The following is a 25,956-nucleotide window of genomic DNA, read 5'->3' on the forward strand; positions in this document are numbered from 1 at the left end:
CATTCGCCCCAGTAGCTGCCGGGGATCGCCTCGCCATCCGCGATGCGATGCAGCGCGAGGCCGTAGCGCGCGAGCAGCGCGGCGGTGGCGTCGAAGGAGATGTCGGCGAGGGTGAGCATTGCGGGTTTCGTCCCCTCTCCCGCTTGCGGGAGAGGGCAGGGTGAGGGCGAACGGAGCGGCAGCTCTGGGCTGCCCTCATCCGGCCTTCGGCCACCTTCTCCCGCGGGCGGGAGAAGGGATCAGGCGATCACGCCTGCGCCGGGTTTTCCGGCAGCGCGACGGAAATGTCCAATACCTTGCTGTCGCCTTCGCCGATCAGGTCCACCTTCACCGATTCGGCGTCGACGTTGATGTACTTGCGGATCACCTCCAGCAACTCGCGTTGCAGCATCGGCAGGTAATCCGGGCTGTTGCTGCCGCGGCCGGCGCGTTCGTGCGCGACGATGATGCGCAGGCGATCCTTGGCGATCGTGGCGGTCTGCTTCTTGGCGAGCAGGAAATCGAACAAGCCCATCCTCAACCTCCGAAGATCTTGCTGAAGAAACCCTTCTTCTCTGCAGTGATGAAGCGCATCGGCCGGGTGTCGCCCAGCAGGCGCGCGACGGCGTCGTCATAGGCCTGGGCCGCGTTGGACTCGGTTTCCAGGATGACCGGCTCGCCCTTGTTGGACGCGTTGAGCACGTCCGGCGATTCGGGGATCACGCCGATCGTCTTGAGGCCGAGGATTTCCTCGACGTCGCCGACCGACAGCATCTCGCCCGTTTCCACGCGGTTGGGGCTGTAGCGGGTGAGCAGCAGGTGTTCCTTGATGCGCTCGCCGTTCTCGGCGCGGCGCGTCTTCGACGCCAGCAGGCCGAGGATGCGGTCGGAGTCGCGAACGGACGAGACTTCCGGGTTCACGACCACCAGCGCCTGGTCGGCGAAGTACATCGCCAGGTACGCGCCCTTCTCGATGCCGGCGGGCGAGTCGCACACGATGTAGTCGAAGCCGTCGGCGGCCAGGTCGTCGAGCACCTTCTGCACGCCTTCCTTCGTCAGCGCGTCCTTGTCGCGCGTCTGCGACGCGGCGAGCACGTACAGGTTCTCGAAACGCTTGTCCTTGATCAGCGCCTGCTTCAGGTTCGCCTCGCCATTGACGACGTTGACGAAGTCGTACACGACGCGACGCTCGCAGCCCATGATCAGGTCGAGGTTGCGCAGGCCGACGTCGAAGTCGATGACGGCGACCTTGTGGCCACGGCGGGCGAGACCGCACGCGAGGCTGGCGCTGGTGGTGGTCTTGCCCACGCCGCCCTTGCCCGAGGTGACTACGATGATTTCGGCCACTAAACAATCCTCCGGTAGTGCGGTCTCAATCCTGAGCCGCGATCTTTAGTTGTTGGTCTTCGAGCCAGATCTGCACGGCCTTGCCGCGCAGTTCCTTCGGAATTTCTTCCATCACTTTGTAGTGGCCCGCGATCGCGACGAGTTCGGCATGGAACTCGCGGCAGAAGATGCGGGCCTGTTCGTTGCCTTTCGCGCCAGCGAGGGCGCGACCGCGCAACGGTCCGTAAATATGCACCGAGCCGTCGGAGATCACCTCCGCACCGGCGCCCACCGTTGTCAGTACGGTCAGGTCGCGGTTTTCGGCGTAGATCTGCTGGCCCGAACGCACCGGTGCCGACTGGATCATGCCCGGGGCGACGTTCGCGACGGCCGGCGCCGCGGCGGCGGGCGCGCTTTTCGCGACCTTCGGCGGCGGCGGGGGCTCGGGCTCGCGAAGGGTCGGCGCGGGCGACGGCGCCTGCTCGTCGCGCTCGTAGGAGGCGCGGAACTTCGCCAGCAGCGGCAGGCCGAGCGCTTCGGACAGCCGCTCGATTTCGGTCGTGCCGTAGGCCAGCGCCACCGGCAGCACGCCGGCGTCGCGCAGGCCTTCGATCAGGGCGCGTGCGGTGGCTTCGTCCGGCGTGCGCGTGAGGCCGCCGAAGTCGATCACCACCGCCGCACGCGCGAACAGCTTCGGCGCGCGCTGCACGCGGCCGCGCATTTCCTCGGTGAGCCTGGCGACGTCGAGGGTGCGGATACGCAGGTTCGCGATGCCGACCTGGCCGATCTTCAGTTCGCCGGCCAGTTCGAAGTCCATGGCGGCGCTCACAGGGCGGTACCGGTCAGGCGTTGCGCGGCGACGGCGTTGCGCGGGCGGGTGATCCACGGCGCCTGCGGCAGCGCGTCGCCGTAGGTCTCGCGGACCCAGGCGTAGCTGCACAGCGGCTTCATGAGCATCGCCGCACGCACGTCGGCCTCTTCCATCACGTGCTGCCCGACCTCGTGGAAGCCGAAGCTGCCATGGAAGAGCAGGGCGGGGTCGTTGGTGCCTTCCAGGAACACCTCGCAGGCCATCTGCGGATAGCGCAGCTCGGCGTAGCTCTGGGCGTCGGCATAGAACGCACGGCCGACGCCGCCGCCGCGACGGCGGCTGGCAACCACGATGCGGTCGATGTAGAAGAAATTCGGGTAACGCTCGCAGAACCAGCGGAAGTTGCTGCTGTCGTGGTTCGTGTGGCTGCCCACGCCGATCAGGAAGCCGGCGATGGCCCCGTCGCGCTCGGCGACGCGGAAGTATTCGGCGGTATCGAAGAAGTGACGCAGTCTCGCCGCATCCAGCGGCAGGATCGCAGGGCCGGCGGCGTTGTTGAGGGCAAGGACGGAATCCAGCTCGTGCTCACGCACGTCGCGGACGACGATCGACATTCCAGGCTCCAGCTGTGCTTCGGACCGGGCGCAAAGCGCGGCCGGCGTCGCGATTATCGCATGGCCGACTCCCCCGGGCGACCCGTCACGGCGCGGCCGACGACACCATGGGAAGATGCGGGCGACCGCTGAGACATGACTTTCGGACGGCTCCCCAGACCCTTGATGCGTTTAGCATGCCGGCATGCTGGCCCGCCTCAACCACACCCGATTGCTGCGCTACGCGGGCCTGTTCACCTGGGGCGCCGTGGGCCTCTGGCTGCTCAGCGTCTGGTTCGATCCGACCATCCTCAGTCCCGACACCGAAGGCCCGCCGGCGCTGCAGATCCTGCGCTGGCTCGTGGTTTACCTCGCGTTCGGGCTGATCTACTGGTGGATCAGCCGCCAGCTCGGACGGCCGAGCGGGGCGCTCGACAAGGTCCTGCTGCTGGTCCTCACCGGGTGCGCGATCGGCGTCGGCTACTTCTCGCGCACGGGCCTGGGCTCGATCCTGCTGATGGTCGTGGCCGGCCTGCTGCCGTGGCTGATGCCGGTGCGCTGGGGCCTGGCGCTGCTGGTCGGCGGCAACGTCGCGATCATCCCGCTGTTCGTCGAGGCGCTGGATTTCCCGCCGATGGTCGCCGTGCTCCAGTCGGTGACCTACATGGGCTTCTCCAGCCTGGTCTTCGTCACCGCGCTGGTCGCGCGCCAGCAGGCCGAAGCCCGCGAGGAGCAGCGCCGCCTCAACGCCGAACTGCGCGCCACGCGCGCGCTGCTGGGCGAGAGCGTGCGCGTGAACGAACGCACGCGCATTTCGCGCGAACTGCACGATCTGCTGGGCCATCACCTCACGGCGCTGAGCCTCAACCTGGAAGTCGCCGGGCATCTGTCCGAAGGCCGGGTGAAGGAGCACGTCCAGCAGGCGCACACGCTCGCGCGCCTGCTGCTGACCGACGTGCGCGAAGCGGTGAGCCAGCTGCGCGAGGGCGGGGCGATCGACCTGTCGGCCGCGCTGCTGCCGCTGGCCGAGAACGTGCCGGCGCTGGACATCCACATGGACATCCAGGCGCCGCTGACGCTGGACGATCCCGAGCGTGCGCACGTGCTGCTGCGCTGCACGCAGGAAATCATCACCAACGCCGTGCGCCACGCCGGCGCGCGCAACCTGTGGATCAACGCCGGGCGGCGTTCGGACTGCATCGTCATGAGCGCGCGCGACGACGGCAACGGAAGCGACAACCTCGTCGCCGGCAACGGCCTGCGCGGCATGCGCGAGCGCCTGCAGGCGCACGGCGGGGACCTCAAGATCGAAACCCGGCTGGGTGCGGGCTTCTGCCTGCACCTGACGTTGCCGGCCTCGGCGGCTGCGGCCGCTGCCTGCGAAGGAGCCATCGCATGATCCGTGTGTTGATAGTCGACGACCAGACGCTGGTCCGGCAGGGCGTCCGCTCCCTGCTGGCGCTGGCCGAAGGCATCGAGGTAATTGGCGAAGCCGGCGACGGCCGCCAGGCGGTGGACCTGATTCCGCAGCTCAAGCCCGACGTGGTGCTGATGGACATGCGCATGCCGGTGATGTCGGGCCTGGAGGCGCTGCAGCACATGGCGCGCAACAACACGCTGCCGCCGACGATCATCCTGACCACCTTCGACGACGACCAGCTGGTGCTGGCTGGCCTCAAGGCGGGCGCGAAGGGCTACCTGCTCAAGGACGTCTCGCTCGAACAACTGGTGAGCGCGATACAGGCCGTCGCCGACGGCGGTTCGCTCGTGCAGCCGGCGGTGACGCAGCGCCTGCTGTCCGGCCTGGAACACATGCGCAACGACTTCGTCAGCCTCGATCGTCCCGATCCGCTGACCGAACGCGAAACCGAGATTCTGCGCCTGATGGCCGGCGGCTTTTCCAACAAGGAAATCGCCAACTCCCTCGGCGTCGCCGAAGGCACGATCAAGAACCACGTCTCGAACATCCTGTCCAAGCTCGGCGTGCGCGATCGCACGCGCGCGGTGCTCAAGGCCTTCGAGTTGCAGCTGGTCTGAGCGCGGCCGGTACCGGGCCCTTTCCGCACGCGGAACGGGCCCGAAGTGGCAAGGCCGTCGACTGCGCCCCGGCATTCTCGGGCCGCACCTTGCCGACCCTGTCGGGTCGCCCGGCTCGGGACTGGCCGGCCCACGCAATGGCTCCGGGCGCCGCGCCAGGCGGCCTTTCCCCACCTTACTTTTCTTGCCCGGACAGCTGCCCCGCCCGCGGCTTCCTTGATACGATTGCGGGTCTGTGTCCCGGTCAACCGGGTACCGGCGCCCTCGGAGAAACCTGAATGACCCGTCTGATCGAGATTTTGATTTCCCTGGCCATCGTGGCCGCGCTGTTCCTCATCGTAGGCATCGCGCTGCCGTCGAGCCGTCACCTGGAGCATTCGGTTGAGACCAACCGCAAGCTCACCATCGTGTACGACAGCCTCAATAGCCTGAAGCGCTTCAAGGACTGGAATCCGCTCGTCCTGCGCGACCCGAAGATCGAGCTGAAGCTCTCCGGCCCGGAATCGGGCGTGGGTGCGCGCCTTGACTACAACTCCAAGGAAAAGGGCCTGCGCCAGGGCAGCTGGGAGATCACCGCCAGCGATCCGGGCAAGCGCGTCGCCTATGCGCTGACCGACATCGAGCCGGGTCGCAACAAGCGCACCGAGTTCACCCTGCGTCCGACCGGTCGCGGTGGCCGCAACGTGCAGATCACGCAGACCTATGACGTCGACTACGGCTGGAACCTGATCGGCCGCTACGCCGGCCTGTACGTCAGCAGCAACGTCGGCGAAGACATGAAGATGGGCCTGACCCGCCTGACCAACATGCTCGCCGCCGTGCCGAACTACGACTACGCCGAGCTGAGCAAGGCCGACCCGTCGAAGGCGCCGAAGATCGTCGATCGCCCGGCCGAGAACCTGCTGGTCGTCACTGCCGCGGTCGAGCGCACCAACGACAAGGTCATGGGCCAGATCAACTCCAACATGGAGTGGATCAAGAAGGTCATGGCCGCCAACGGCCTGGAGCCGGCCGGCCCGGTCCGCATCGTGACCAACGAGTTCGGTTCGGAGATGTACTCCTTCGACGTCGCCCAGCCGGTCAAGAAGATCGGTGCCGCCGACGGCAGCGAGAAGCTGGACGTCAAGCTCGAAGGTCCGGTGACCTTCGCGTTCAACGAGCCGGCGCGCGTCGCCGTCGTCCCGGGCTTCAAGGGCCACATGGCCAACCTGCCGAAGGTCCGCGACGCGCTGCGTGGCTGGGCGCTGACGCACGGTTACGAGACGGTCGACCGTCCGTACGAAGCGTGGACCGGCGGTGTGCCGGCTGCGTTCACCGAAGAAGGCACCTTCGACGTGTTCTGGGCCGTCAAGTAAGACGCCCGGCTCGCGCCGACGCTTCATCAGAACGCGCCGCGGATTCCGCGGCGCGTTTTTTTGTGCCCGCCTTTCGCACTGCGAATGGGCCATGCACGGCCGCACGGTTTTGGAGTCTCGCGCGAACAGGCGCTATCGTGCCGACTTCGCGCAAGGGACGACCTGCATGAGCCTCTACCCGAGCACGCACCATTTGCCGCTGCCGGCGCGTCTGCTCGCCGCCGCGGGCGCACTGCTGGCGGCCGCGGCGGTCGCGCTGTCGGCCTATGCCGCCCATGCCGCGCAGGGCGAGGACGTGCAGCGCCTGCACAGCGCCGCATTGTTCGCCTTCGGGCATGGCATCGCACTGGCGGCGCTCGTGCCGCGGCGGCCGCGCATGTTCCGCACGCTGGCGCTGGTGTTGCTGCTGCTGGGCACGCTGGTGTTTTCCGGCAGCCTCGCCGGTGCGGTGCTGTCCGGTATGACCACGCGGTTCGCACCCATCGGCGGCAGCATGATGATCCTGGCGTGGGTGCTCTACGCCGTCGACGCGCTGAGGCGCTGACGTGCCCCGTTTCTCGCGAGGATTCGACACCGACGCGGCGCATGCGCACCTGGTCAGGCGCGACCGGAAGCTCGCGCGCTGGATGAAGAAGATCGGCCCCATCGAACCGGATCCGCGCTGGCGCAAACCTTTCGATCCGGTCGACGCGCTTGCGCGGGCGATCCTCTACCAGCAGCTCAGCGGCAAGGCCGCGGCGACGATCGTGGGTCGCGTGGAAACGGCGATCGGCGCCACGCGCTTCCACGCCGACACGCTGGCGCGCATCGACGACGCGGGCCTTCGCGCGTGCGGGGTGTCGGGCAACAAGACGCTGGCGCTTCGCGATCTCGCGGCGCGCGAAGCACGGGGCGAGATCCCCGACCTTCGCCGGATGAGCGTCATGGACAACGACGCCATCGTGCAGGCGCTGGTCCCGGTGCGCGGCATCGGCCGGTGGACGGTCGAGATGATGCTGATGTTCCGCCTGGGCCGTCCCGACGTGCTGCCTACCGATGACCTCGGCATCCGCAAGGGCGCCCAGCGCGTCGACGCGCTGAAGGAGATGCCCGTGCCCAGGGCATTGGCCGAGATCGGCGAGCGCTGGGGTCCGTACCGCACCTACGCCAGCCTCTACCTGTGGCGGATCGCGGACTTCGCCGCGGCCGCGAAAGTGCCCACGAAGCGTTCGCAGGACTGAGCACCCCGACGGCTGCCAAGCGCGCGGCGCGACCGCGACGCCGGCATGACGGGGCGCGTGTCTAGATTCGAAGCGCCGACGGCCGGCTCGCGCCGTCCGTCCCTGCGGTCCACAGAAGGAGGTTCGTCATGCGATCGCTCCAACGCTCCGGCTTCATCCGCGCCATGTCTCTCGTCGTCCTGCTTTGCGCATGTGCGCTCGCGCAGGCGGCTCCGTCGAACAAGTGGCGCATCCAGGTCAGCAGCGATGCCGACAGCGACGGCGTCGTTGCCTTCCGCATCGCCCCGACGGACGCCGCGCCTGTCGACGTCACCGTGCAGGTGCCGAAGGACGCCGGCGAGAACCACATCGCGCGCCTGATCCGCGACACGCTGCGCGCCAAGCTCGGCGACCGCTACAAGATCGAGGTCGACGACGGCGAGGACGTGCTGGTGAAAAAGCGCACCGGCGGCTCGAACTTCGACCTGACCATCACCCAGAAGACGGTCGCCGGCGTGCGCATCACGCTGGATCGCGAATAGCGACCGGCATCGGCTCGGGCACGACGTCCGGCGCGACAGGCGCCGGCGTCCGCCTGCGCTTGAACCGCAACGCCGGCCGCTCGACGAAACGCCACGACAGCGCGGCGAGCGTGCCGGCGAGCAGCGTCGCCCAGAACGTGTTGAACAGCGGGCCGCTTCCCGGCGCGACATGCAGCACCAGCTGCTGCGACGGCCAGCCGTACAGGTAAAGGCCGTAGGAGATGTCGTGGTGCCGGAGCCGCGGCAGCTTCGGCACGCAGGCGACGAAGAACGTCGTGTACGACAGTGCGATGAAATAGGCGATATAGAAATACGCCGTGCCGCGCATTACCGCCGCCGCGCCGAGCGCAACCACCAGCAGCGGCCAGGCCAGCGGAATGCGCGCGCGGTTTACCCAGGCGAACACACCCATCGCGAAGAACGCCTGGCACCAGAGGTTCGAGACCTTCCACGGCGCCAGGACAGCGACGTCGATGAACGTGAAACCGGCCACCAGACCGACCACGGCCAGCGTGTTGTAGCGCCAGCCACGCAGTAGTCGCGCCATGCCCAGCGCGGCCAGCAGCAGGTACAGGCGGAATTCTACCGGGAGCGACCAGATCGACCCGTTGATCGCCTTGCTGGGCAGGTCCTCGAACACGCCCGGCAGGAAGTACTGCGCCTTGTCGAGCGTGATGTTGCGCACCAGGTACTTCCACGTCTGCGGCGACTGCCAGTAGTCCGGCGAGGTCGTCAGCAGCGCGCCCAGCACGAACACGCTCAGCGACACGCAGACGATCAGCGCCGGGAAGATGCGCAACGCGCGCGCGGCGAGGTAGTCGCGCAGGCGGTTGCGTTCGAAACTCGCGGCGATGAGGAAGCCGCTGATCAGGAAGAACATGTCCACCGCGACCGCGCCCGCGAAGCGGATCTGCACCACCTGCTGGATCAGGTCCGGCCCCGGCGATGCCGTCACCGCGTACGAATGGCCGTAGATCACCAGCCAGGCGGCGAACAGGCGCATCAGGTTGAAGTTGTTGTCGCGCTGCGAGGCGCCGTCGGCGAGCGAACGGAAGGACGTGGGCATCGAAGAAAGAAGAAAGAGTGTGTTGTTCGGCGGCGCCGCGCGTCACGCGGGTCGGAAAGCCCAGTGCCACGGTTCGTAGACGATGCCGTGCGGGTTGTCGCGCGGGTAGGTCATGGCGAAGCCGTAACCGCCGGCGTTGTCGCGCAGCCAGGCGAAGGCGCGCGTGTGTTCGAAGGATTCCTCGGCGGGCGGCTCGTCCGGCGCGCCGATGTCCAGCGCGAGGCCGGAATGGTGTTCGCTGTAACCCGGCGCCGCATTGACGGTGAGGATGTCCTCGACACTTAGTCCGCGCGCGAGCTTGCGTTCGAAAATGCCCAGCTGGTAGTCGTGACTGCGGTAACCGGAGATCGCTTCCAGCACCACGTCGTCGTGCAACGCCGCCTCGCGCATGTGCGTCCAGGCGCGCGCGGCTTCGACGTGCAGCCACAGCGGACGGCGATAGCGATCGAACCCGGCGAAGGCGAGCCAGTCGGGTTCGGCGACCAGTTCCAGCCCGGTGCGCTCGGCGTAGGCGTGGTCCAGGCCAAGCTGTTCGAGTCGTTCTTCCAGCCGGTCGAGCGGCAGGTCGCGCACGTGCTCCAGCCCCACGCGACGATGCGCCGGCGCGGCATCGAGCAGGTCCAATGCTTCGTCCAGACCGGGCTCGGCGCGCAGGCGCGGCACCAGCGCTAGCAGGCCTTCGGGAAGGTCGGCGGCGAGGTACTGGCCGTCGCGCTTGCGACGCAGCACGTGGCGCGCGCGAGAGAGGGCACGTGCATCGAAGTTGCTGCGCGCGCGCAGCAGCCCGGCCGGCCAGATCTCGATCCGGGGCGTGTTGACCAGGGCGGTCTTCAGGGGGACGGGCGCGCGCATCGGGACAGGGTAGCGGGGCGGGTGCGAAGGTGCACCCGGCAGCGGTCAGGCCGGACGCTTCAGCACCGCGCGCAGGTGGTCGAACGGAGTCACCGGCATCACGCTGACCAGCTCCCAGCCGTCCTCGCCCAGGCGGTTCAGTTCTTCCTGCAGCCGCTCGCTCACGGCCGGGCCAAGCATGCGCGGCACGATTTCCAACACGTGGTACGTCCACTGGTTCACGTCGATTCCTCGTCGGATGCGGGGTCGGATTCCTGTGCGGAAGTATGCCCCGGCAGCCGCCCCGCCTTGCGCAGCGCGTCGCGCAGCACGTATTCGATCTGCGCGTTCACGCTGCGCAGTTCGTCGTCCGCCCAGCGCTGCGCGGCGGCGAGCACCTCGGCGCTGATGCGCAGCGGGAAGGCTTTCTTCTCGCTCACCGGGCCTCCGTCAGCGCGGCCCGGAACGGCCGCAGCCGAGCTTGAACAGCAGCACCAGCCCGAGCCCGTTCACCGCCACGACCATCGCGACGATCACCGCCAGCCGGCGCGTGCCGTCCTCGCCGGCCCAAAGCAGGCCGAGGGCGCCGGCGACGATCGCCATGCCGACCAGCCGCATGACCACCGCCAGCGGCGGCCGCGGCGCGCCCGGCGGGCGGCCGCGCGACATAAGCGACGCCGCGATGAACGCCGGAAGGCTGCTGACCGCCAGGAGAGCGGGAATCACGTAATCGATCATCGCCATCAGTACAGCGTGCCCGTGTTGACGATCGGCTGCGTGCCGCGCTCGCCGCACAGCACGACCAGCAGGTTGCTGACCATGTGCGCCTTGCGTTCCTCGTCCAGTTCGACGACGCCGTTCTTCTGCAGTTCGGCCAGCGCCATTTCGACCATGCCGACCGCGCCGGCGACGATCCGCGTGCGCGCGGCGATGATCGCGTTGGCCTGCTGGCGCTGGAGCATCGCCTGGGCGATTTCCGGTGCGTAGGCGAGGTGGCTGATGCGCGCGTCGACCACGCGCACGCCAGCGTCGGCCAGGCGCTCGGCCAGTTCGTCCTGCAGGTGCTGGCTGATCTCCGCCGCGTGGCTGCGCAGCGCGAGCTGGCCTTCCTCGTGCTGGTCGTACGGATAGCTGGTCGCCATCGCGCGCAGCGCCGATTCGGACTGGATGTGCACGAAGCTCTCGTAGTCGTCGACGTTGTAGACGGCTTCGGCGCTGTCGATGACCTGCCAGACGATGACGGCGGCGATCTCGATCGGGCTGCCGTCCAGTTCGTTGACCTTGAGCTTGCCGCTCTCGAAGTTGCGCACGCGCTGGCTGACCTTCTTCTTCGCGTAGAAGGGGTTGTTCCAGCGCAGGCCGTTTTCCTTGACGGTGCCGATGTACTTGCCGAACAGGCTCAGCACTGCGGCCTTGTTGGGTTCGACCATATACAGGCCGAACAGGCAGACGAAGCTCGCCAGGCCCAGAAGCAGGCCCCAGGCGACGCGCGTGCCCGAGGGGTCGTCGCCGGCGACGCCCACGCCGGTCAGCAGCATCCAGCCGGCCGTGGCCAGGAGGATGAGCAGGATCAGCAGGACCGGGATCCCGGGCAGGGAGCGGATCGGGTTCTCTTTCATCTGGGCGATCTCCATTCGTCGATGGAGGATGTGATATCAAAAAGATATCAGGTTGCGCAATCGCGCCGGCGCGCCCGTCCGACGAGCGGCATCAGGGGACGATCCGGTAGAGCGGGGCGGGGATGAACTCGCCGGTGGCGTAGAGCGCACTGCCATCGGCGCTCCAGCCCAGTGCTTCGGCCTGCGGCAGCCACGGCAGCGGCTGGAAGCGCGGCGCGCGCGAGACCGCCTCGCCCCAGCCTTCGTCGCCCAGGCGCGGGTAGAGCAGCAGCCAGCGGTAGGTCATCACCGCCATCGTGCGGTGGTCGGGCGAGATGTCGGCGGCGGTGACCTGGCTGTCCAGGCGCGCGCGCTGCGGGCTGCGGGTCAGCGCTTCGGCGGACGGCTGCGGCACGCCGGCGAGCGGCCCGAGTTTCTGCGCCGTCTGCAACGCCGTGCCGGTCGTGGGCCGCAGCGGCAGCGAGAACAACTCCGGCGGCTGGCGCTTTTTCGAGATCAGCAGCACCTGCTCGCGTTCGGCATCGACGGCGACGGCCTCGCAGTCGCGTGGACCGTCGGGCCAGCGGAAGGCGATCGACCACGCCGGACGCAGGCGCGCGTTCTCCAGCTTCGCCGGCTCCTCGATCACGTGCAGCTGCAGGCTGCGCCGAAGCCCGCCGTTGTCGCCGGTGTCGGCGATCAGCAGGTACGCCTTGCCGTCGAGTTCGAACGAGGCGATGTCTTCCCAGTCGGTCTTGGTCACGCCTTCCACGCGCAACGTCGCCAGGCGCGTGCCGTTCGTGCTCACGGCGAACAGGCGTTCGGGATTGCCGCCGTCGTCGTGCATCCACAGCACGTCGCGATGGCGACGCGAGGCCGCCAGTCCGCTGATCTCGTCCATCTGCGGGTCGATCAGCACGCCGGCCAGGCGCGTGCCGTGCTCGACCGGGCGCGGCGCCTCGGCTTCGCGCGAGCACGCCGAAAGCGTCATCGCGAGCGCGACGACCATCCATCGAACCAGGTTGCGCGGGTGGGGGCCGGGCATCGCGGTCAAGGATCGCATGCCAACGCTGCGCGCCGACAGCCCGAAGCGGCTCGTTCGCGCCGCCGCGGGCGCCGGCCGGCGGATCGTCGCCACGATGCGCCCGGTACACTGGCCGTCTTCCCCAGCCCCACGGATTGCGCATGGTCACCATCGGCACGCCCTTGTCCCCGCACGGTTTCCGCGTGCTCCTGCTCGGCTCGGGCGAGCTGGGCAAGGAAGTGGCGATCGAACTGCAGCGCTTCGGTGTCGAAGTGATCGCCGCCGACCGCTACGCGGATGCACCGGCGATGCAGGTCGCCCATCGCAGCCACGTGCTGGACATGCTCGACGGTGCCGCCGTGCGCGCGCTGGTCGCGCTGGAGCGTCCGCACCTGATCGTCCCGGAGATCGAGGCGATCCACACGCAGACGCTCGTCGAGCTGGAACGCGAGTTCGAAGCACGCGGCAGCGACGTGCGCGTGATCCCGACCGCCCGCGCCGCGCGCCTGACGATGGATCGCGAAGGCATCCGCCGTCTCGCAGCGGAAACGCTCGGCCTGCCGACTTCGCCCTACCGTTTCGTCGACACGCTGGAGGATTACCGCGCCGCGGTGGCCGAGATCGGCGTGCCCTGCGTGGTGAAGCCGGTGATGTCGTCCTCCGGCAAGGGCCAGAGCCTGGTGCGCTCGCAGGCCGACATCGAACAGGCGTGGGAATACGCCCAGACCGGCGGTCGCGCAGGCGCGGGCCGCGTGATCGTCGAAGGCTTCATCGATTTCGAGTACGAGATCACCCTGCTGACCGTGCGCCACGCCGGCGGCACCACGTTCTGCGCGCCGATCGGCCACCTGCAGCGCGATGGCGACTACCGCGAAAGCTGGCAGCCGCAGGCGATGTCGCCGCGCGCGCTGGAGCGTTCGCAGGAGATCGCGCGTGCGATCACCGACGACCTCGGCGGCTGGGGCGTGTTCGGCGTCGAACTGTTCGTGAAGGGCGATGAGGTGTGGTTCAGCGAAGTGTCGCCGCGCCCGCACGACACGGGCCTGGTCACGCTGATCTCGCAGGACCTGAGCGAATTCGCGCTGCATGCGCGCGCGATCCTCGGCCTGCCGATCCCGTCGATCCGCCAGTACGGTGCCGCGGCGTCCTGCGCGGTGCTCGCGCACGGGCACGGCGTGCCGGTGTTTTCCGATGTGGACAAGGCACTCGAACAGGCCGACACGCAGCTTCGCCTGTTCGGCAAACCGCGCGTGGAAGGCCATCGCCGTGTCGCCGTCACGCTGGCGCTGGGCGGGGACATCGAGAACGCCCGCCAGCGCGCCCGCGATGCGGCAGCCGCGCTCACCTTCGAACTGCGCTGAGGGCTGGCCATGGCCGAAGACAGCAAGCGCGACCGCTTCCAGGGCTATGCGGTGTTCCTGTATCCGCAGGCGCTGGAGATCCTGGGCGAAGCGATCCGCCCGTACCTGCACGACGGCCCGCATGGCCCGCACGTGCTGTGCAGCGCGATCGACACCGGCGGCGCGCTGATCGACATGACGCTGCACGGTCGCGGTGACGACGGGCATGACGTCGAGATCGAACTGATGATCCCCACCGGCATGGTGCGCATGATCGTGTCGGCGCGCAGCGATGCGGCGTTCGGCTTCGGCCCGCGCGTGTACGCGCCGGAGCCGGGTGCGTCGACGGTCCTGCCGCCTGCTCCGCTTGCGTCCGGCGCGCCGCCGCTTCCGGCGGGTTTCGTGGAGCCGAAGGTCGATGTAGCGCCGCCGACGCTCGGGACGTTGCGGACGCCGGACACGAAGCTGCCGCCCGAGGGGTAAGGCTGCGCGCTTGCGAGCCGATGGCTGCGCTCGAGCGAACGTCGGCTAGATGACGGCGCGTGACGATGGGCGCTTTAGCCCCTCTCCCACCGGGAGAGGGGTTGGGGTGAGGGGTAACGAAGCCGCGTCGGTGAACGGGCCGTGCCGTACAGCGCTGCGGTGTTGCTCTGCGTGAATGAAGAAGCAGAATAGATTCCAGCTTCCGCTGGATGACGACGTCAGGGCCCCGGCGATGGAGTGCCCAAGCGCTTCGGGCCTGGATCCCGGCTTTCGCCGGGATGACGAACCGTCAACGCACGGCGAAAACGAAACAGCCGCAGCGTCAAAGAACCAGCGTCAACGAAGCAGCATCGAACGAAGCAGCATCACCGTTACTTCGAAACCGCCGCGTCCAGATCCACCCACACCAGATGATGGTCGCTGCCATCGGCGATCGCGGCGTCGGGCGAAGTAGACGACGGCCAGAACACGCCGCTGTCCTTCAGCGCGAAACCCACCGACGGCAGCACGTAGTCCAGCCGCATCGTGCCGGCCTTCGGGCCGAAGTCGCCCGTCGCGTGTTCGGGCGCGCCGCGATGGACGATGCCCGCCGCCGCGTATTGCGCGGTCTTTTCCGCCGCGCCGGCACTGCGCGGCGTGGCGTAGCGCAGCACGCGCGGATGTTCGAGCAGTTCGACGATCGCGTCGTGGCGGCCATCGCCATCCACAGGATCGTTGTTGAGATCGCCCGCGATCACGAAGCGCGCATTGGACGCCAGACCGCCGCAACGGCCGCGATCGTCGCAAAGCCACGGCTTCGAGTCGCCGGACAGATATTCCGACCACAACCGGATCTCGTCCGCGTTGCGCGCGCCGTTGCGGTCCTCCGGGCCATCGAACACCGGCGGGGTGGGATGCGACACGAGGAAATGCACCACGCCCGACGGCGTGCGCACCGGCACGTCCCAATGCGATTTGGACGACAGCCGTAGCTGCGACCAGATGTCCGCGGGATACCACGGCGCATTCGTCTTCGGATCGACCGGCATGCGCGCGCCGGGCATCGCGCTCCACTTCAGCTTCTGGAACGTGCGCACCTGTCCGGCGTCGATCGGATACTTCGACAGCACGAGCATCCCGTATTGCCCCGGATGCAGGCCGTAGCCCCACGCGTCGTTGCCGCGATTGCGTCGGCTTGCCTCGCTTTCGCCGGCCAAGGCCGTCGAGGCGCCCGCCGTGCCGTTGCGATCCAGGTCCAGCCCGCTGGGCACGCCGGTGTTCACCGGTGCGAGGTAGCGGTATGGATAGCGCAGCGGATCGCCGCCGCCGGGTTGCGCGATTTCCAGGTAGTGCTGCTGGAACAGATCAGCCGCGCGACCCTGCTCGTAGAAGTCGAATTCGTTGAGCAGCACCAGATCCGGGCGCACGCGCTGCAGCACGGCGGCGATCTTGCGCGCGCCGCCATCGCCGGATTCGAGCCGTCGAACGAGCCCGCCGGTCTCGTCGTCATAGAGCGACGTGTTGTACGTCGCCACGCGTAGCGTCGTGTCCGCGCTCATCGCGCGCGCCCACGCTTCGGGATCGCCCTTGACGTTGACCTGCGTGCAGGCTGAAAGCAGCAGCGCCAGCGGCGCGGCAAGGAGGAGAGGGAGTCTGGACATCGCGCGATTCTGTCATGCGTCCGCGCACGCCGGATGACAGCGCGTGGCGGTTGTGCGGGCGGATGCGCGGAGCCGGCGTTCAGGGCAGGTCGTGCCACTGCCGGCCATCGAAGGCTTCCAGCGGACGGAAACGCCGCTTGTAGTCCATCTTCGGATGGCCTTCGATCCAGTAGCCGAGGTACACGTGGCGACGGCGCTCGCGCCGGGCCCACTCGATCTGCCGCAGGATCGCCAGCGTGCCCAGTCCGCGGTCGGCCTGGTCGGGCTCGTAGAAGGTGTAGACGGCCGACAGCGAGACGTCCGTGCAATCGGTGACGGCCACGGCGAGCAGGCGTCCCGGACCCTGCCGCGAGGGTTCGCGCAGTTCCAGGAAACGGCCTTCGCTCCAACTGCCGATCAGGAACTGGTCGAACTCCGACGCGCCGTGTCCGTCCATCCCTCCGCCGGCGTGGCGCGAGGCGAGGTAGCGACGGTACAGCGCGAGCTGTTCGGCCGTGCGATGCGCCGGCAGCACGCGCATTTCGACATTGGCATTTCGCGTGAGGCAGCGGCGCTGGCTGCGGTCGGGCACGAAGCGGTCGACGGGAATGCGCACGGCCACGCAGGCGCGACAGCCGGCGCAATGCGGGCGATAGACGATGTCGCCGGAGCGGCGGAAACCCCAGCTCAGCGCATGCGGATACCAGTGGCGCAGGCGAGGATCGCGCGGGTCGAGCACCAGGTCGCGCGCAGCCCGCTCCGGCCAGTAGCCGCATGCGTGTTCGCCCGTGTGGAACAGGCGCAGGTCGTCGCTGTCCTGCGGTTCGGTGCCCATGCACGCAGCATAGCGCCGCCGCACGTGAGGACAACGCTGTCGTGCGACTGAACGCGGCAGGCGGCACGTCAACCTGCAGTCGCGGCGCGCGTTGACCTGACATCGGCCCCATCCGGTGCCGCCCCCAGGAGCTTTGCCATGACCCGCACGACCCTGTCCGTCCTGCTCGCCACCGCCGTCGCCGCGACCGTCGCAGGCGCCGCCATCGCCGCGCCGCAGTCGGGCGCCACGCGTAAGATCGACCTCAACAACGACGGCGTCATCGATCGCACCGAAGCCGCCGCCCATCCGCGCCTGGCCGCCTCGTTCGACCAGCTCGACAAGAACCGCGACGGCAAGCTCGACGCGTCCGAACGCCCGCACCACCGCAAGGGCGGCCACGGCCGCCACGGCGGCGGCATGGATCGCATCGTGAAGGCCGATGCCGACGGCGACGGCCGCATCAGCCGTACCGAAGCCGGCTCGCTGCGCTTCATCGGCGAGAAGTTCGCCGAGATCGACAGCAACCGCGACGGTTACATCGTCCGCAGCGAACTCACCCGCTACCACGAACGCATGCGTCCGCAGCACGAAGCCGAACGCGCCAAGCGCGCCGAGGAACGCTTCGCCGCCGCCGATCTCAACAAGGACGGCAAGCTGAGCCGCGTGGAAGTCAGCGAGAAGATGCCGCGCCTGGAGAAGTCGTTCGCCTTCATGGACGAAGACCGCGACGGCTTCCTGACGCGTGCGGACCTGGCGCCGCCGAAGCGTTGATCTGATCGGTAGTTGATGTGTGTTCCAGCCCCTCTCCCGCTCGCGGGAGAGGGGACGTTGCGATCACATCGCCACGTGCTTCAACGTCCGGCCCACCTGCCAGCCGCTTTCGGTCTGCTTCACTTCCAGCGTCTTGTACGAACCCGACAGCCGGTGGTGGTAGGCCGTGATTTCCAACGTGCCCGTCACGTTGCCGTCGTCGTCGCGCGCGGTCGGACGGAAGGCGTGCACGTCGACGATCACCGCCGGCTTGCCCGTGCCGCGCTGGCTGCTGCCGACGTCGTCGTTCGCGTTGCGGATGCACTGCGATGCCGGCACCACGTCGCGACGTCGCGGCTGCAGCACGAGCGGCTGCATCGCCTGCACCAGTTCCGGCGACGCATCGGCGCCGTCGATCGACAGGCACACCACGTCGATGCGCGTCTTCGGCAATTCCTGCGTGAACACCGCCGCCGCCAGCGGCTGCGGAATCTGCGCGGTCGTGCCGTCGAGCGGATGCGTCTTCAGCGCTTCGCCCGCGATGTCGAGCTTCACCGCGTGGCGGATCGCCAGCGCGCCGACGATCACGATGCCGGCGATCAGCACCAGCTTGAAACGCAACGCGCGCGACTGCGACTTCGCCTGAGCCGGCGTCGGGTCGGAGTTGAGGCGGAAACTCGGGCCGGCGAAGCTTTCGCGCGTGGATTCCAGCAGGCCGGCTTCACGCAGGATCTGGCGCGCCTTCACCGTATCGTCCGAACGCACGACCCACACCGCGGGCTTCGGTCCGCCCGCGTCGCTTTCGCTGTAACTGAAGGTGCCGCGGCGTCCGCCCTTGTACGAGCGCCCGTTGGTGATGCGCACCTCGATGTCCGCATCGCGCAGCATCTGCGCGACGGTCTCGACGTTTTCCAGGCGCTGGCTGCTGAAGACCTGCCTCATGTCAGTCCTTCGCCGGTACGTGCGAGGCCGCGGCGGCGTCCTTCACCACGCGAATGAGGCCTTCCTGCGCGGTGCTCGCGACCAGGTGGCCGGCGCGATCGAAGATTTGCCCGCGCGCGAGGCCGCGGCTGCTCTGCACGGTGGGGCTGTCCATCGAATACAGCAGCCATTCGTCCGCGCGGAAAGGACGGTGGAACCACAGCGCGTGGTCGAGCGAGGCCATCTGCACGTTCGGCTGGTAGTAGCTCACGCCGTGCGGGAACGTCGCCGTGCCGAGCAGGTGGAAATCGGACGCGTAGGCGAGCAGGGCACGATGCAGTTCCGGCGCGTCGCCGACACGCTCGGTCAGGCGGAACCAGAACTGCTGGTACGGCGGGCGCTTGGGCGGATTGAGTTCGTCGCGCGGGTACACGTGGCGCAGTTCGAACGGTCCCTTTCGCGACAGCCAGCGCTGCACCTTGGTCGGCAGCGTCGCCATCACATGTTCTGGAAGGGCCGGCGCCGGGTCGATGTCCTCGGGCTTGGGGACTTCGGGCATCGACAGCTGGTGCTCGGCGGCGTCCTCGGTCTGCTGGAACGAGGCGGCCATGAAGAAGATCACTTCGCCGTGCTGGATCGCGGTGACGCGGCGCACGGAGAAGCTGCCGCCGTCGCGGGTGCGGTCGATCTGGTAGACGATCGGCGCGGCGATGTCGCCGGCGCGCAGGAAGTAGGCATGCAGCGAATGCGCGCCGCGCGGCGCCTGCATCGTCGCCTGTGCCGCCGACAGCGCCTGCCCGAGTACCTGCCCGCCGAACACGTACTTGGTGCCGATGTCGCGACTTTGCCCGCGGAAGAGGTTGTCCTCCAGCCGCTCCAGCGAGAGCAGTTCGACCAGTTCGTGAACGACTTGCTCGTTGGCGGGCGAGGTCATGCGCAGGCTTTGTCGGGGGCGGGACGAAAGTATAACCGCGCGTGTCGGAAGGCCTTTCCGGGGTTGGCGCAAGCTGCGTGAATCGTTCCGGCTGCGAGGTTTCAGCCCCTCTCCCCGCGGGAGAGGGGTTGGGGTGAGGGGCAACGAAGCCGTACCGGCGAACGAACCTTGCCGCACAGCGCTGCTGGTTCGAGTCTCGAACGCAGAAGTGAAAAGGTATTCCAGCTTTCGCTCGGCGCTTTGAACCCCTCTCCCCACGGGAGAGGGGTTGGGGTGAGGGGCAACGAAGCCGTCCCGGTGAACGAACCTTGCCGTGCAGCACTGCTGTTCGAGTCTTGAGCGCAGAAGCAGAATGGATTCCAGCGTTCGCTGAAATGACGGCGCTTTGAGCCCCTCTCCCCACGGGAGAGGGGTTGGGGTGAGGGGCAACGAAGCCGTACCGGTGAACGAACCTTGCCGTACAGCACTGCTGTTTCGAGTGTTGCGCGCAGAAGCAGATGGATTTCAGCTTTCGCTGGAATGACGACCAGGTGGTTTTGCCAACCCGGGAGTGCCCACGCGCCCGGGCCTGGGTCCCGGCTTTCGCCGAGATGACGATCCGATCAGGACGACGGCGAACTGGAGCCCCTAAGGCACCCGCACCAACCCCACCGCCGCCATCACCCGATCCCACGGAAACAGCGGCCCCGGGTCGCGCTTGCGGCGCACCAGCACATCGGGATCGTCCGTCGCGCGCACCTGCGTGGTGTCCAGGTCCTCGTGGCCGGCGATCGTCCGCAGCGACGGCAACTCGACTTCCAGCCAGCGCAGCAGCGCGATCAGCGCGTCGATCTGCGCCGGTGTGTACGCCTCGTCCATCGCCTGGTGCGATGCCGCCAGCCAGTCGGGATAACGCCCGCGGTTCACCAGTTCGATGCCCACCGCGCGCGTGTTGTGGCCGCGCACGTGGTGGGCGATGCGGTCGAGCGCGACGTACTGGTGCACGCTGCCGTCGCGGTCGATGTAGAAGTGGCCGCTGTTGCCGGTGAGCGAGGTCTCGTACAGCACTTCCTCGCCGAAACGCCGCGCCATCGCCAGGTCCGGCAGCTCGGTGCAGTGGATGACGACCAGATCGATCGCGTCGAGCGCCCGCGCGTCCAGCCGCTCCTGGTAGGGCAGCGGATCGAAGGCGATGGGCGGGGCCGGAGGGGCGGTCGACATGGGGCCGGATGCTACCATTCGCCTCCCGCGCGCCAGGCGCGGCGCCGCTCCAGCCGCCCCTCGCTCCAGTCGACCCAAGCCGCGCCCGTCGCGGTCCGACCCCCGGACGGAACCGCCCATGAAACTCCCGCCGCCCGACTCCGAGCTGGGCAAGCTGATGGCCACGCTGCCGCAAACCGGCGCGGTGGACTGGATCGGCCTGCGTCCGAAGCGCGACGTCGCCATGAACGAAGTCGTTGAAGTCGTCGCCGAAACCGGCGCCGGGCTTGTCGGGGACCGCTACAGCGGCGGCAGCGGCAAGCGCGGCATCACGCTCATCCAGGCCGAACACCTGCCGGTGATCGCCACGCTGTCGGGCCATGCATCGGTCGAACCGGCGACGCTGCGACGCAACCTCGTCGTCTCGGGGATCCCGCTCATCGCGCTGAAGGGGCGGCGTTTCCGCGTGGGCGAGGTCGTGCTGGAAGGCACCGATTCCTGCGATCCATGCTCGCGCATGGAAGCCGCGCTTGGCCCCGGCGGTTACAACGCGATGCGCGGCCATGGCGGCCTGTGCGCACGCATCCTGCAAGGCGGCACCATCCGCCGCGGCGACGCCGTCGTCGCCCTCGACATCACAGACTCCATCGCATGAGCACTCGCGGACACTGCATCCTTTCCCACGGTTTCGAGAGCGGCCCCGACGCCACCAAGGTGACGGCGCTCGCGCTGGCGGCCGAGCGCCTGGGCTGGACGCACGAACGCCCCGACTACACCGATCTGGACGCGAAGCGCGAAGTGAGCGAAGTCGGCGACGTGTATGCACGCGTCGATCGCCTGCTCGGCCTCGCGCAGGCCGCCGCGTCGCGTGGTCCGGTGGTGCTCGCCGGGTCGAGCCTGGGCGCTTACATCTCCGGCCTGGTGTCGCTGAAGGTGGACACGTTCGGCCTGTTCCTGATGGCGCCGCCGGTCAGCATGGGCAAGGCGCCGCGCCTGACCGCCGCGAACGTGCCGACCTCGATCATCCACGGCTGGAACGATGAACTCATCGCGCCGGCCGAAGTCGTCGCCTGGGCTTACGCGCGCAGTGCGCGGCTGCTGCTGGTGGACGACAGCCACCGTCTTTCCAACCACGTCGAAGCGAGCGCGGACGCGTTCGCCTCGCTGCTCGCATCGCTCTGAGATTACGTACATGAAGTTCTTCGCCAGCTGCGGCAAAGGCCTGGAATACCTGCTCGCCGACGAGCTGGCCGCACTGGGCTGCACGCGCGCCACCGCGGCCATCGCCGGCGTCAACGCCGAAGGCACGCTCGCCGACGCGCAGCGCGCCGTGCTGTGGTCGCGCCTGGCCAGCCGCGTGCTGTGGCCGATCGACGAGTTCGACTGCCCCGACGAACACGCGCTCTATGCGGGCGTCGCGGCGATCGACTGGTCGAAGCATCTCGAGCCGCACCACACCGTCGCCGTCGATGCGCACGTGTCCGGCGAAGCCATCACGCACGCGCGCTACGCCGCGCAGCGCGTGAAGGACGGCATCGTCGACGTCATGCGCGCGAAGACCGGCACGCGGCCCGACGTCGATGTCGAATCGCCCGACCTGCGCGTGAACCTCGTGCTGCGCAAGGGGCGCGCGATCGTGTCCATCGACCTGTCCGGCGGCCCGATGCACCGCCGCGGCTGGCGCACGAAGCAGGGCGAAGCGCCGCTCAAGGAAAACCTCGCCGCCGCCGTGCTGATGCGCGGGCAGTGGACGAAGGTGTATGCCGAAGGCGGCTCGCTGCTGGATCCGATGTGCGGCAGCGGCACCCTGCTGATCGAAGGCGCGCTGATGGCCGCGGACGTCGCGCCGGGATTGCAGCGTCACGGGAACGAAACGCCCACGCGCTGGCGCGGTTTCGACGTCGCGGCGTGGAGCGCGCTGCTCGACGACGCGCGCAAGCGCGAGGCGACCGGCATGAACGCGCTGCGCCCGGCTTTCTTCGGCCGCGACACCGACCCGCACGCGATCCGCGCCGCACAGGACAACGCGGTGCTGGCGGGCCTGGCCGGCCTGATCGATTTCCACGTCGGCGACATCCGTTCGCTCGACCATGCGCCGAGCGCCGCGAACGAGGAAGCTCTGAACGGCCTGGTCGTCTGCAACCCGCCCTACGACGCCCGACTGCACGCCGATCCCGCGCTGTACCGAGCGCTCGGCGACGCGCTCAAGCGCGCCGTGCCGCAGTGGCGCGCGAGCCTGCTGTGCGGCGATGCGGAACTCGCCTTCGCCACCGGCCTGCGCGCGCAGAAGAAGTACCAGGTGTTCAACGGCGCGATCGAATGCACGCTGATCGTGTGCGATCCCATCGCGCCGGTGCAGCGTCGTCGTACCGACGACACCGGCGCGGAAGTGGCGCCGATGCTGTCGGAAGGCGCGCAGATGGTCGCCAACCGCCTGCGCAAGAACCTGCACAAGCTCAAGCGCTGGCGCGAGCGCGAAGGCGTCACGTGCTATCGCGCCTACGACGCGGATATCCCGGAGTACGCCGCGGCGATCGACGTCTACACCACGCACGAGCAGAACCCGCGCACGTTCCTGCACGTGCAGGAATACGCCGCGCCGCAGGAAATTCCCGAGAACATCCAGCGCCGCCGCCTCAACGAGCTGCTGGCCGCCGCGCGCGACGTATTCAACGTGCCGCGCGACAACGTGGCGCTGAAGACGCGTGCACGCGGCAAGGGCGGCAGCAAGTACGGTGCGATGGATTCGCGCGGCGAGTTCGTCACCGTGCGCGAGGGTGACGTGCTGCTGCGCGTGAACCTGTTCGATTACCTCGACACCGGCCTGTTCCTCGACCATCGCCCGATGCGCCTGCGCATCGCGGAGGAAGCGCACGACACGCGTTTCCTCAACTTGTTCGGTTACACGGGCGCGGCGACGGTGCACGCGGCCGTCGGTGGCGCGCGCCTCACCACGACGGTGGACCTGTCGGCGACGTACCTGGAGTGGTGCGCCGACAACCTGCGCGAGAACGACATCGGCGGCACGCGCCATCGCCTCGTGCAGGCCGACGCGCTGACGTGGCTGGAAGCGGACACGCACCAGTACGACCTGATCTTCTGCGACCCGCCGACGTTCTCCAACTCCAAGCGCGCGCAGGACTTCGACGTGCAGGCGCAGCACGTGCGCCTGCTGCGCGCGGCGGTCGCGCGCCTGGCCGACGACGGCGTGCTGTATTTCTCGAACAACTTCCGCCGCTTCCGCCTGGACGAGGCGAGCGTTGCGGAATTTGCGAAGGTCGAGGACATCAGCGCCCGCACGATCCCGCCGGACTTCGAGCGCGACGCGCGCATCCATCGCTGCTGGCGCATCACGCGCAGGTAGGCGCGGCGACGAAGCGCTCGCGTCGGCCAGCGTCCTTCATCGGCATTGAACGGGCGCAGGCGTAAAGCTCAGCCCGCTCGAACGTCAGGCGCGCGATCGCGTGGTGATGCGCGCGCGGGACTTCGGCGACGCCGCCATCCGTCGGCGCCGATTGCCTCGGGAGCGCGCCATGATCCGCCTTCGAACCGCATCGCCGCGTCCACTGCGACCGGCCGTGAAGTGCCTCGTCCTGCTCGCGGTCTGCATCGGCGCCTGGCTTCCGGATCGCGCGCGGGCACAGGAAGCGTGTAGCGGTCCCACCGGACAGACGGTCATCGCCGTCGGCACCGGCGCGTTCGTCTGCGGCACCGGCGCGACGGCAGGCGCGGACAACGCGGTGGCGCTCGGCACGCAGGCGCAGGCGCTGGCAACGCTCTCGCTGGCCGCCGGTTTCAACACCATCGCCAATGCGACCGGCGCGAGCGCGCTCGGCCTGAACACGCTTGCGAGCGGCGCCAGTTCGGTGGCGGTCGGGCACGTGGCCATCGCCAACGGCGACGACAGCGTGGCGATGGGGCATGACGCACTCGCCGTGGCGAACGAAGGCATTGCGATCGGCCTTCGTTCGCGCGCGGCCATCAACGCCTTCGCCGGCGTCGCGATCGGACGCGATGCGTTGTCGGAACAGGAATCGGCCATCGCGCTGGGCACCACGGCGCAGGCACTGGGCGTCGGAAGCCTAGCGCTGGGCGCGAGCACGCACGTGTCGCAGGACGGGTCGGTCGCGATCGGGCTGGCCTCGATGACCAGCGTCGGCGCGCAGAGCGGCTACGCCGCGTTCGGCCTCGCCGCACCGCAGACGTCCATCGGCGAAGTCTCCATCGGCAATCCGTCGGGTAGCCGCAAGCTGACCCACGTCGCCGCCGGCAGCGAGGACACCGACGCGGTGAACGTCGCGCAACTTCGCGCGGTGCAGGTGTCCGCGGGCGACGCATTGTTGTGGGATGCAGGCGCGGGTGCGTTCAGCGCGAACCACCTGGGGGCGGGACCGAACCGCATCGTCAACCTCGGCGACGGTCTCGTCGCCGCGGGCAGCACCGAGGCGATCAACGGCGGGCAGCTGTACGGCGGGCTGTCGAGCGTGAGCAGTGCGCTGGTGGGCGACAGCTCGCTGGTCAATGGCAGCGTGCTGCAGGCGCCGCAGTTCGTGCTGGGCGGGAACGTGTTCAACGACGTCGCGTCGGCGTTGCAGTTCCTCGACACGCAGGGCGGCGGAGGCGGCGGGAGCGATGCGCGCTTCACCGCGCAGGACGCCACGCCGGCGAGCGCGACCGGCAGCAACTCGGTCGCCGCGGGCAGCAACGCACAGGCGAACGCGAACAACAGCGTGGCGCTTGGCGCCAATTCGGTGGCCGATCGCGCGAACACCGTGTCGGTCGGTGCGGCGGGCGCGGAGCGGCAGGTGGCGAACGTCGCCGATGGTTCATCCGGCACCGACGCGGTGAACGTGCGGCAGATGCAGGCGCAGTCGGTGACGACGCTGAACCAGGCCAACGCCTACACCGACCAGCGCGTCAGCGAAATCGTGGCGGTGCCGATGCAGGCGATCGAAGACCTGCGCGGGCAGGTCGAGGACGAATTCCGCCAGACGGACCGTCGCATCAACCGGCACGGCGCGATGAACGCCGCGATGATCCACATGGCGTCCAGCGCGGCGAACATCCAGACGACGAACCGCGTGTCCGTGGGCGCCGGTTATTCGGAAGGGCAGGAAGCGCTCGCGGTCGGCTACCAGCGCCAGCTGAAGCCGAACGTGTCCTTCTCGCTGGGCGCGGCGTTCAGCGGAAGCGAGCAGTCGGCGGGCGCGGGCATCGGCATCGGGTGGTGACGGGCGCGCAGGCGAGTTCTCTCTCCCTCCCCTGCCCGCAGGGGAGGGTTGGGGAGGGGTGCGAAGCTGCGAAGCAGCGAGCCCGGCGCGTCGAGCAGAAAGCCTCGCGTTCCGAGCTCCGAGCCCGGCGCGTCGAGCAAAAAGCTCCGCGTGCCGAGCTCCGAACCTGGCGTGTCGAGCAAAAAGCCTCGCGCGCCGAGCTCCGAACCCGGCGCGTCGAGCAGAAAGCCTCGCGTTCCGAGCTCCGAACCTGGCGCGTCGAGCAAAAAGCCTCGCGCTCCGAGCTCCGAGCTCGGCGCGTCGAGCAAAAAGCCTCGCGTC

At 68.6% G+C, this 25,956-nt stretch carries 29 protein-coding genes; 13 read left to right on the forward strand and 16 right to left on the reverse strand.

The genetic code is table 11. From position 1 onward, the window contains the following. Positions 1-247 precede the first annotated feature (247 nt). The 4 genes from minE to DX912_RS12405 are packed head-to-tail and all read right to left on the reverse strand — an operon-like array spanning position 248 to position 2,730. Positions 248-514 (reverse strand): cell division topological specificity factor MinE, encoded by a 267-nt coding sequence (minE, locus tag DX912_RS12390; RefSeq protein WP_115842847.1) that lies wholly within the window; start codon positions 512-514, stop codon positions 248-250. Positions 515-516: 2 nt separating this feature from the next. Next, on the reverse strand, positions 517-1,326 hold the full coding sequence (minD, locus tag DX912_RS12395; protein ID WP_115842848.1) for a septum site-determining protein MinD: 810 nt from the start codon (positions 1,324-1,326) through the stop codon (positions 517-519). A gap of 25 nt (positions 1,327-1,351) precedes the next feature. Next, positions 1,352-2,122 (reverse strand): septum site-determining protein MinC, encoded by a 771-nt coding sequence (minC, locus tag DX912_RS12400; RefSeq protein WP_115842849.1) that lies wholly within the window; start codon positions 2,120-2,122, stop codon positions 1,352-1,354. Between the two features lie 8 nt (positions 2,123-2,130). Continuing rightward, on the reverse strand, positions 2,131-2,730 hold the full coding sequence (locus DX912_RS12405) for a GNAT family N-acetyltransferase (RefSeq protein WP_115842850.1): 600 nt from the start codon (positions 2,728-2,730) through the stop codon (positions 2,131-2,133). A gap of 184 nt (positions 2,731-2,914) precedes the next feature. Between DX912_RS12405 and DX912_RS12410 the strand changes: the two genes are divergently transcribed. From DX912_RS12410 to DX912_RS12435, 6 genes are all read left to right on the forward strand, one after another. Then, positions 2,915-4,108: a sensor histidine kinase gene (locus DX912_RS12410; protein ID WP_115842851.1), complete on the forward strand. Its 1,194-nt coding sequence runs from the start codon at positions 2,915-2,917 to the stop codon at positions 4,106-4,108. After that, positions 4,105-4,746, forward strand: coding sequence for a response regulator (locus DX912_RS12415; RefSeq protein ID WP_115842852.1), 642 nt, complete (start codon positions 4,105-4,107; stop codon positions 4,744-4,746). The genes DX912_RS12410 and DX912_RS12415 overlap by 4 nt, the downstream gene beginning before the upstream one ends. Positions 4,747-5,024: 278 nt before the next feature. Continuing rightward, positions 5,025-6,101 (forward strand): polyketide cyclase, encoded by a 1,077-nt coding sequence (locus DX912_RS12420; protein ID WP_115842853.1) that lies wholly within the window; start codon positions 5,025-5,027, stop codon positions 6,099-6,101. Positions 6,102-6,267: 166 nt separating this feature from the next. Further along, positions 6,268-6,645, forward strand: coding sequence for a DUF423 domain-containing protein (locus DX912_RS12425; protein WP_115842854.1), 378 nt, complete (start codon positions 6,268-6,270; stop codon positions 6,643-6,645). A 1-nt stretch (position 6,646) separates the two neighbouring features. After that, positions 6,647-7,321 carry a DNA-3-methyladenine glycosylase family protein gene (locus DX912_RS12430; RefSeq protein WP_115842855.1) on the forward strand — a complete coding sequence of 225 codons (675 nt, stop codon included), beginning with the start codon at positions 6,647-6,649 and terminating at the stop codon, positions 7,319-7,321. A gap of 128 nt (positions 7,322-7,449) precedes the next feature. Then, positions 7,450-7,842, forward strand: a complete 393-nt coding sequence (locus DX912_RS12435; RefSeq protein WP_115842856.1) for a hypothetical protein — start codon at positions 7,450-7,452, stop codon at positions 7,840-7,842. Here DX912_RS12435 and DX912_RS12440 read toward each other — a convergent pair. The 7 genes from DX912_RS12440 to DX912_RS12470 all read right to left on the reverse strand — a co-directional run bounded on the left by DX912_RS12440 (position 7,823) and on the right by DX912_RS12470 (position 12,382). After that, complete coding sequence (locus DX912_RS12440) at positions 7,823-8,908, reverse strand: acyltransferase family protein (protein ID WP_115842857.1); 1,086 nt, start codon at positions 8,906-8,908, stop codon at positions 7,823-7,825. The genes DX912_RS12435 and DX912_RS12440 overlap by 20 nt on opposite strands. A gap of 42 nt (positions 8,909-8,950) precedes the next feature. Further along, positions 8,951-9,760, reverse strand: coding sequence for a M15 family metallopeptidase (locus tag DX912_RS12445; protein ID WP_115842858.1), 810 nt, complete (start codon positions 9,758-9,760; stop codon positions 8,951-8,953). A gap of 45 nt (positions 9,761-9,805) precedes the next feature. Continuing rightward, positions 9,806-9,982, reverse strand: a complete 177-nt coding sequence (locus DX912_RS12450) for a DUF4177 domain-containing protein (protein WP_233433586.1) — start codon at positions 9,980-9,982, stop codon at positions 9,806-9,808. Continuing rightward, complete coding sequence (locus DX912_RS12455; RefSeq protein ID WP_115842860.1) at positions 9,979-10,179, reverse strand: type II toxin-antitoxin system antitoxin; 201 nt, start codon at positions 10,177-10,179, stop codon at positions 9,979-9,981. The genes DX912_RS12450 and DX912_RS12455 overlap by 4 nt, the downstream gene beginning before the upstream one ends. A gap of 10 nt (positions 10,180-10,189) precedes the next feature. Beyond that, complete coding sequence (locus tag DX912_RS12460) at positions 10,190-10,483, reverse strand: hypothetical protein (RefSeq protein ID WP_115842861.1); 294 nt, start codon at positions 10,481-10,483, stop codon at positions 10,190-10,192. Continuing rightward, positions 10,483-11,358, reverse strand: coding sequence for an SPFH domain-containing protein (locus DX912_RS12465; protein WP_115842927.1), 876 nt, complete (start codon positions 11,356-11,358; stop codon positions 10,483-10,485). The genes DX912_RS12460 and DX912_RS12465 overlap by 1 nt, the downstream gene beginning before the upstream one ends. 91 nt (positions 11,359-11,449) lie before the next feature. Further along, entirely contained in the window at positions 11,450-12,382 is a 933-nt protein-coding gene (locus tag DX912_RS12470; RefSeq protein WP_181902822.1) for a hypothetical protein, read from the reverse strand. A gap of 140 nt (positions 12,383-12,522) precedes the next feature. On the opposite strand from DX912_RS12470, the gene purT reads away from it, so the two are divergent. Next, positions 12,523-13,722 (forward strand): formate-dependent phosphoribosylglycinamide formyltransferase, encoded by a 1,200-nt coding sequence (gene purT, locus DX912_RS12475; RefSeq protein ID WP_115842863.1) that lies wholly within the window; start codon positions 12,523-12,525, stop codon positions 13,720-13,722. 9 nt (positions 13,723-13,731) lie between these two features. Beyond that, positions 13,732-14,184 carry a hypothetical protein gene (locus DX912_RS12480; protein ID WP_115842864.1) on the forward strand — a complete coding sequence of 151 codons (453 nt, stop codon included), beginning with the start codon at positions 13,732-13,734 and terminating at the stop codon, positions 14,182-14,184. A gap of 371 nt (positions 14,185-14,555) precedes the next feature. On the opposite strand, the gene DX912_RS12485 is transcribed toward DX912_RS12480, so the two are convergent. Both DX912_RS12485 and DX912_RS12490 read right to left on the reverse strand, forming a co-directional pair. Then, positions 14,556-15,824 carry an endonuclease/exonuclease/phosphatase family protein gene (locus DX912_RS12485; protein ID WP_115842865.1) on the reverse strand — a complete coding sequence of 423 codons (1,269 nt, stop codon included), beginning with the start codon at positions 15,822-15,824 and terminating at the stop codon, positions 14,556-14,558. A gap of 79 nt (positions 15,825-15,903) precedes the next feature. Beyond that, positions 15,904-16,638: an arginyltransferase gene (locus DX912_RS12490; protein ID WP_115842866.1), complete on the reverse strand. Its 735-nt coding sequence runs from the start codon at positions 16,636-16,638 to the stop codon at positions 15,904-15,906. Positions 16,639-16,776: 138 nt separating this feature from the next. Here DX912_RS12490 and DX912_RS12495 point away from each other — a divergent pair, with 138 nt between their 5' ends. Then, positions 16,777-17,391 (forward strand): EF-hand domain-containing protein, encoded by a 615-nt coding sequence (locus DX912_RS12495; RefSeq protein ID WP_115842867.1) that lies wholly within the window; start codon positions 16,777-16,779, stop codon positions 17,389-17,391. Positions 17,392-17,454: 63 nt separating this feature from the next. Here DX912_RS12495 and DX912_RS12500 read toward each other — a convergent pair whose 3' ends face one another. From DX912_RS12500 to DX912_RS12510, 3 genes are all read right to left on the reverse strand, one after another. After that, positions 17,455-18,312: a hypothetical protein gene (locus DX912_RS12500; protein ID WP_115842868.1), complete on the reverse strand. Its 858-nt coding sequence runs from the start codon at positions 18,310-18,312 to the stop codon at positions 17,455-17,457. 1 nt (position 18,313) lies between these two features. Continuing rightward, positions 18,314-19,225 (reverse strand): acyl-CoA thioesterase II, encoded by a 912-nt coding sequence (tesB, locus tag DX912_RS12505; RefSeq protein ID WP_115842869.1) that lies wholly within the window; start codon positions 19,223-19,225, stop codon positions 18,314-18,316. 627 nt (positions 19,226-19,852) lie between these two features. Next, on the reverse strand, positions 19,853-20,425 hold the full coding sequence (locus tag DX912_RS12510) for an N-acetylmuramoyl-L-alanine amidase (RefSeq protein ID WP_115842870.1): 573 nt from the start codon (positions 20,423-20,425) through the stop codon (positions 19,853-19,855). Positions 20,426-20,543: 118 nt separating this feature from the next. Between DX912_RS12510 and DX912_RS12515 the strand changes: the two genes are divergently transcribed. The 4 genes from DX912_RS12515 to DX912_RS12530 all read left to right on the forward strand — a co-directional run bounded on the left by DX912_RS12515 (position 20,544) and on the right by DX912_RS12530 (position 25,635). Continuing rightward, a complete protein-coding gene (locus DX912_RS12515) occupies positions 20,544-21,059 on the forward strand; it encodes an MOSC domain-containing protein (RefSeq protein ID WP_115842871.1) in 516 nt (171 codons plus the stop codon). Beyond that, positions 21,056-21,586: an alpha/beta hydrolase gene (locus tag DX912_RS12520; protein ID WP_115842872.1), complete on the forward strand. Its 531-nt coding sequence runs from the start codon at positions 21,056-21,058 to the stop codon at positions 21,584-21,586. The genes DX912_RS12515 and DX912_RS12520 overlap by 4 nt, the downstream gene beginning before the upstream one ends. A gap of 10 nt (positions 21,587-21,596) precedes the next feature. Next, entirely contained in the window at positions 21,597-23,768 is a 2,172-nt protein-coding gene (gene rlmKL / locus DX912_RS12525) for a bifunctional 23S rRNA (guanine(2069)-N(7))-methyltransferase RlmK/23S rRNA (guanine(2445)-N(2))-methyltransferase RlmL (RefSeq protein WP_115842873.1), read from the forward strand. A 169-nt stretch (positions 23,769-23,937) separates the two neighbouring features. Beyond that, positions 23,938-25,635: a YadA family autotransporter adhesin gene (locus DX912_RS12530; protein ID WP_181902823.1), complete on the forward strand. Its 1,698-nt coding sequence runs from the start codon at positions 23,938-23,940 to the stop codon at positions 25,633-25,635. The last annotated feature ends 321 nt before the right edge of the window (positions 25,636-25,956 follow it).

Source organism: Lysobacter soli (assembly GCF_003382285.1).
GTDB lineage: Bacteria > Pseudomonadota > Gammaproteobacteria > Xanthomonadales > Xanthomonadaceae > Lysobacter_J > Lysobacter_J soli.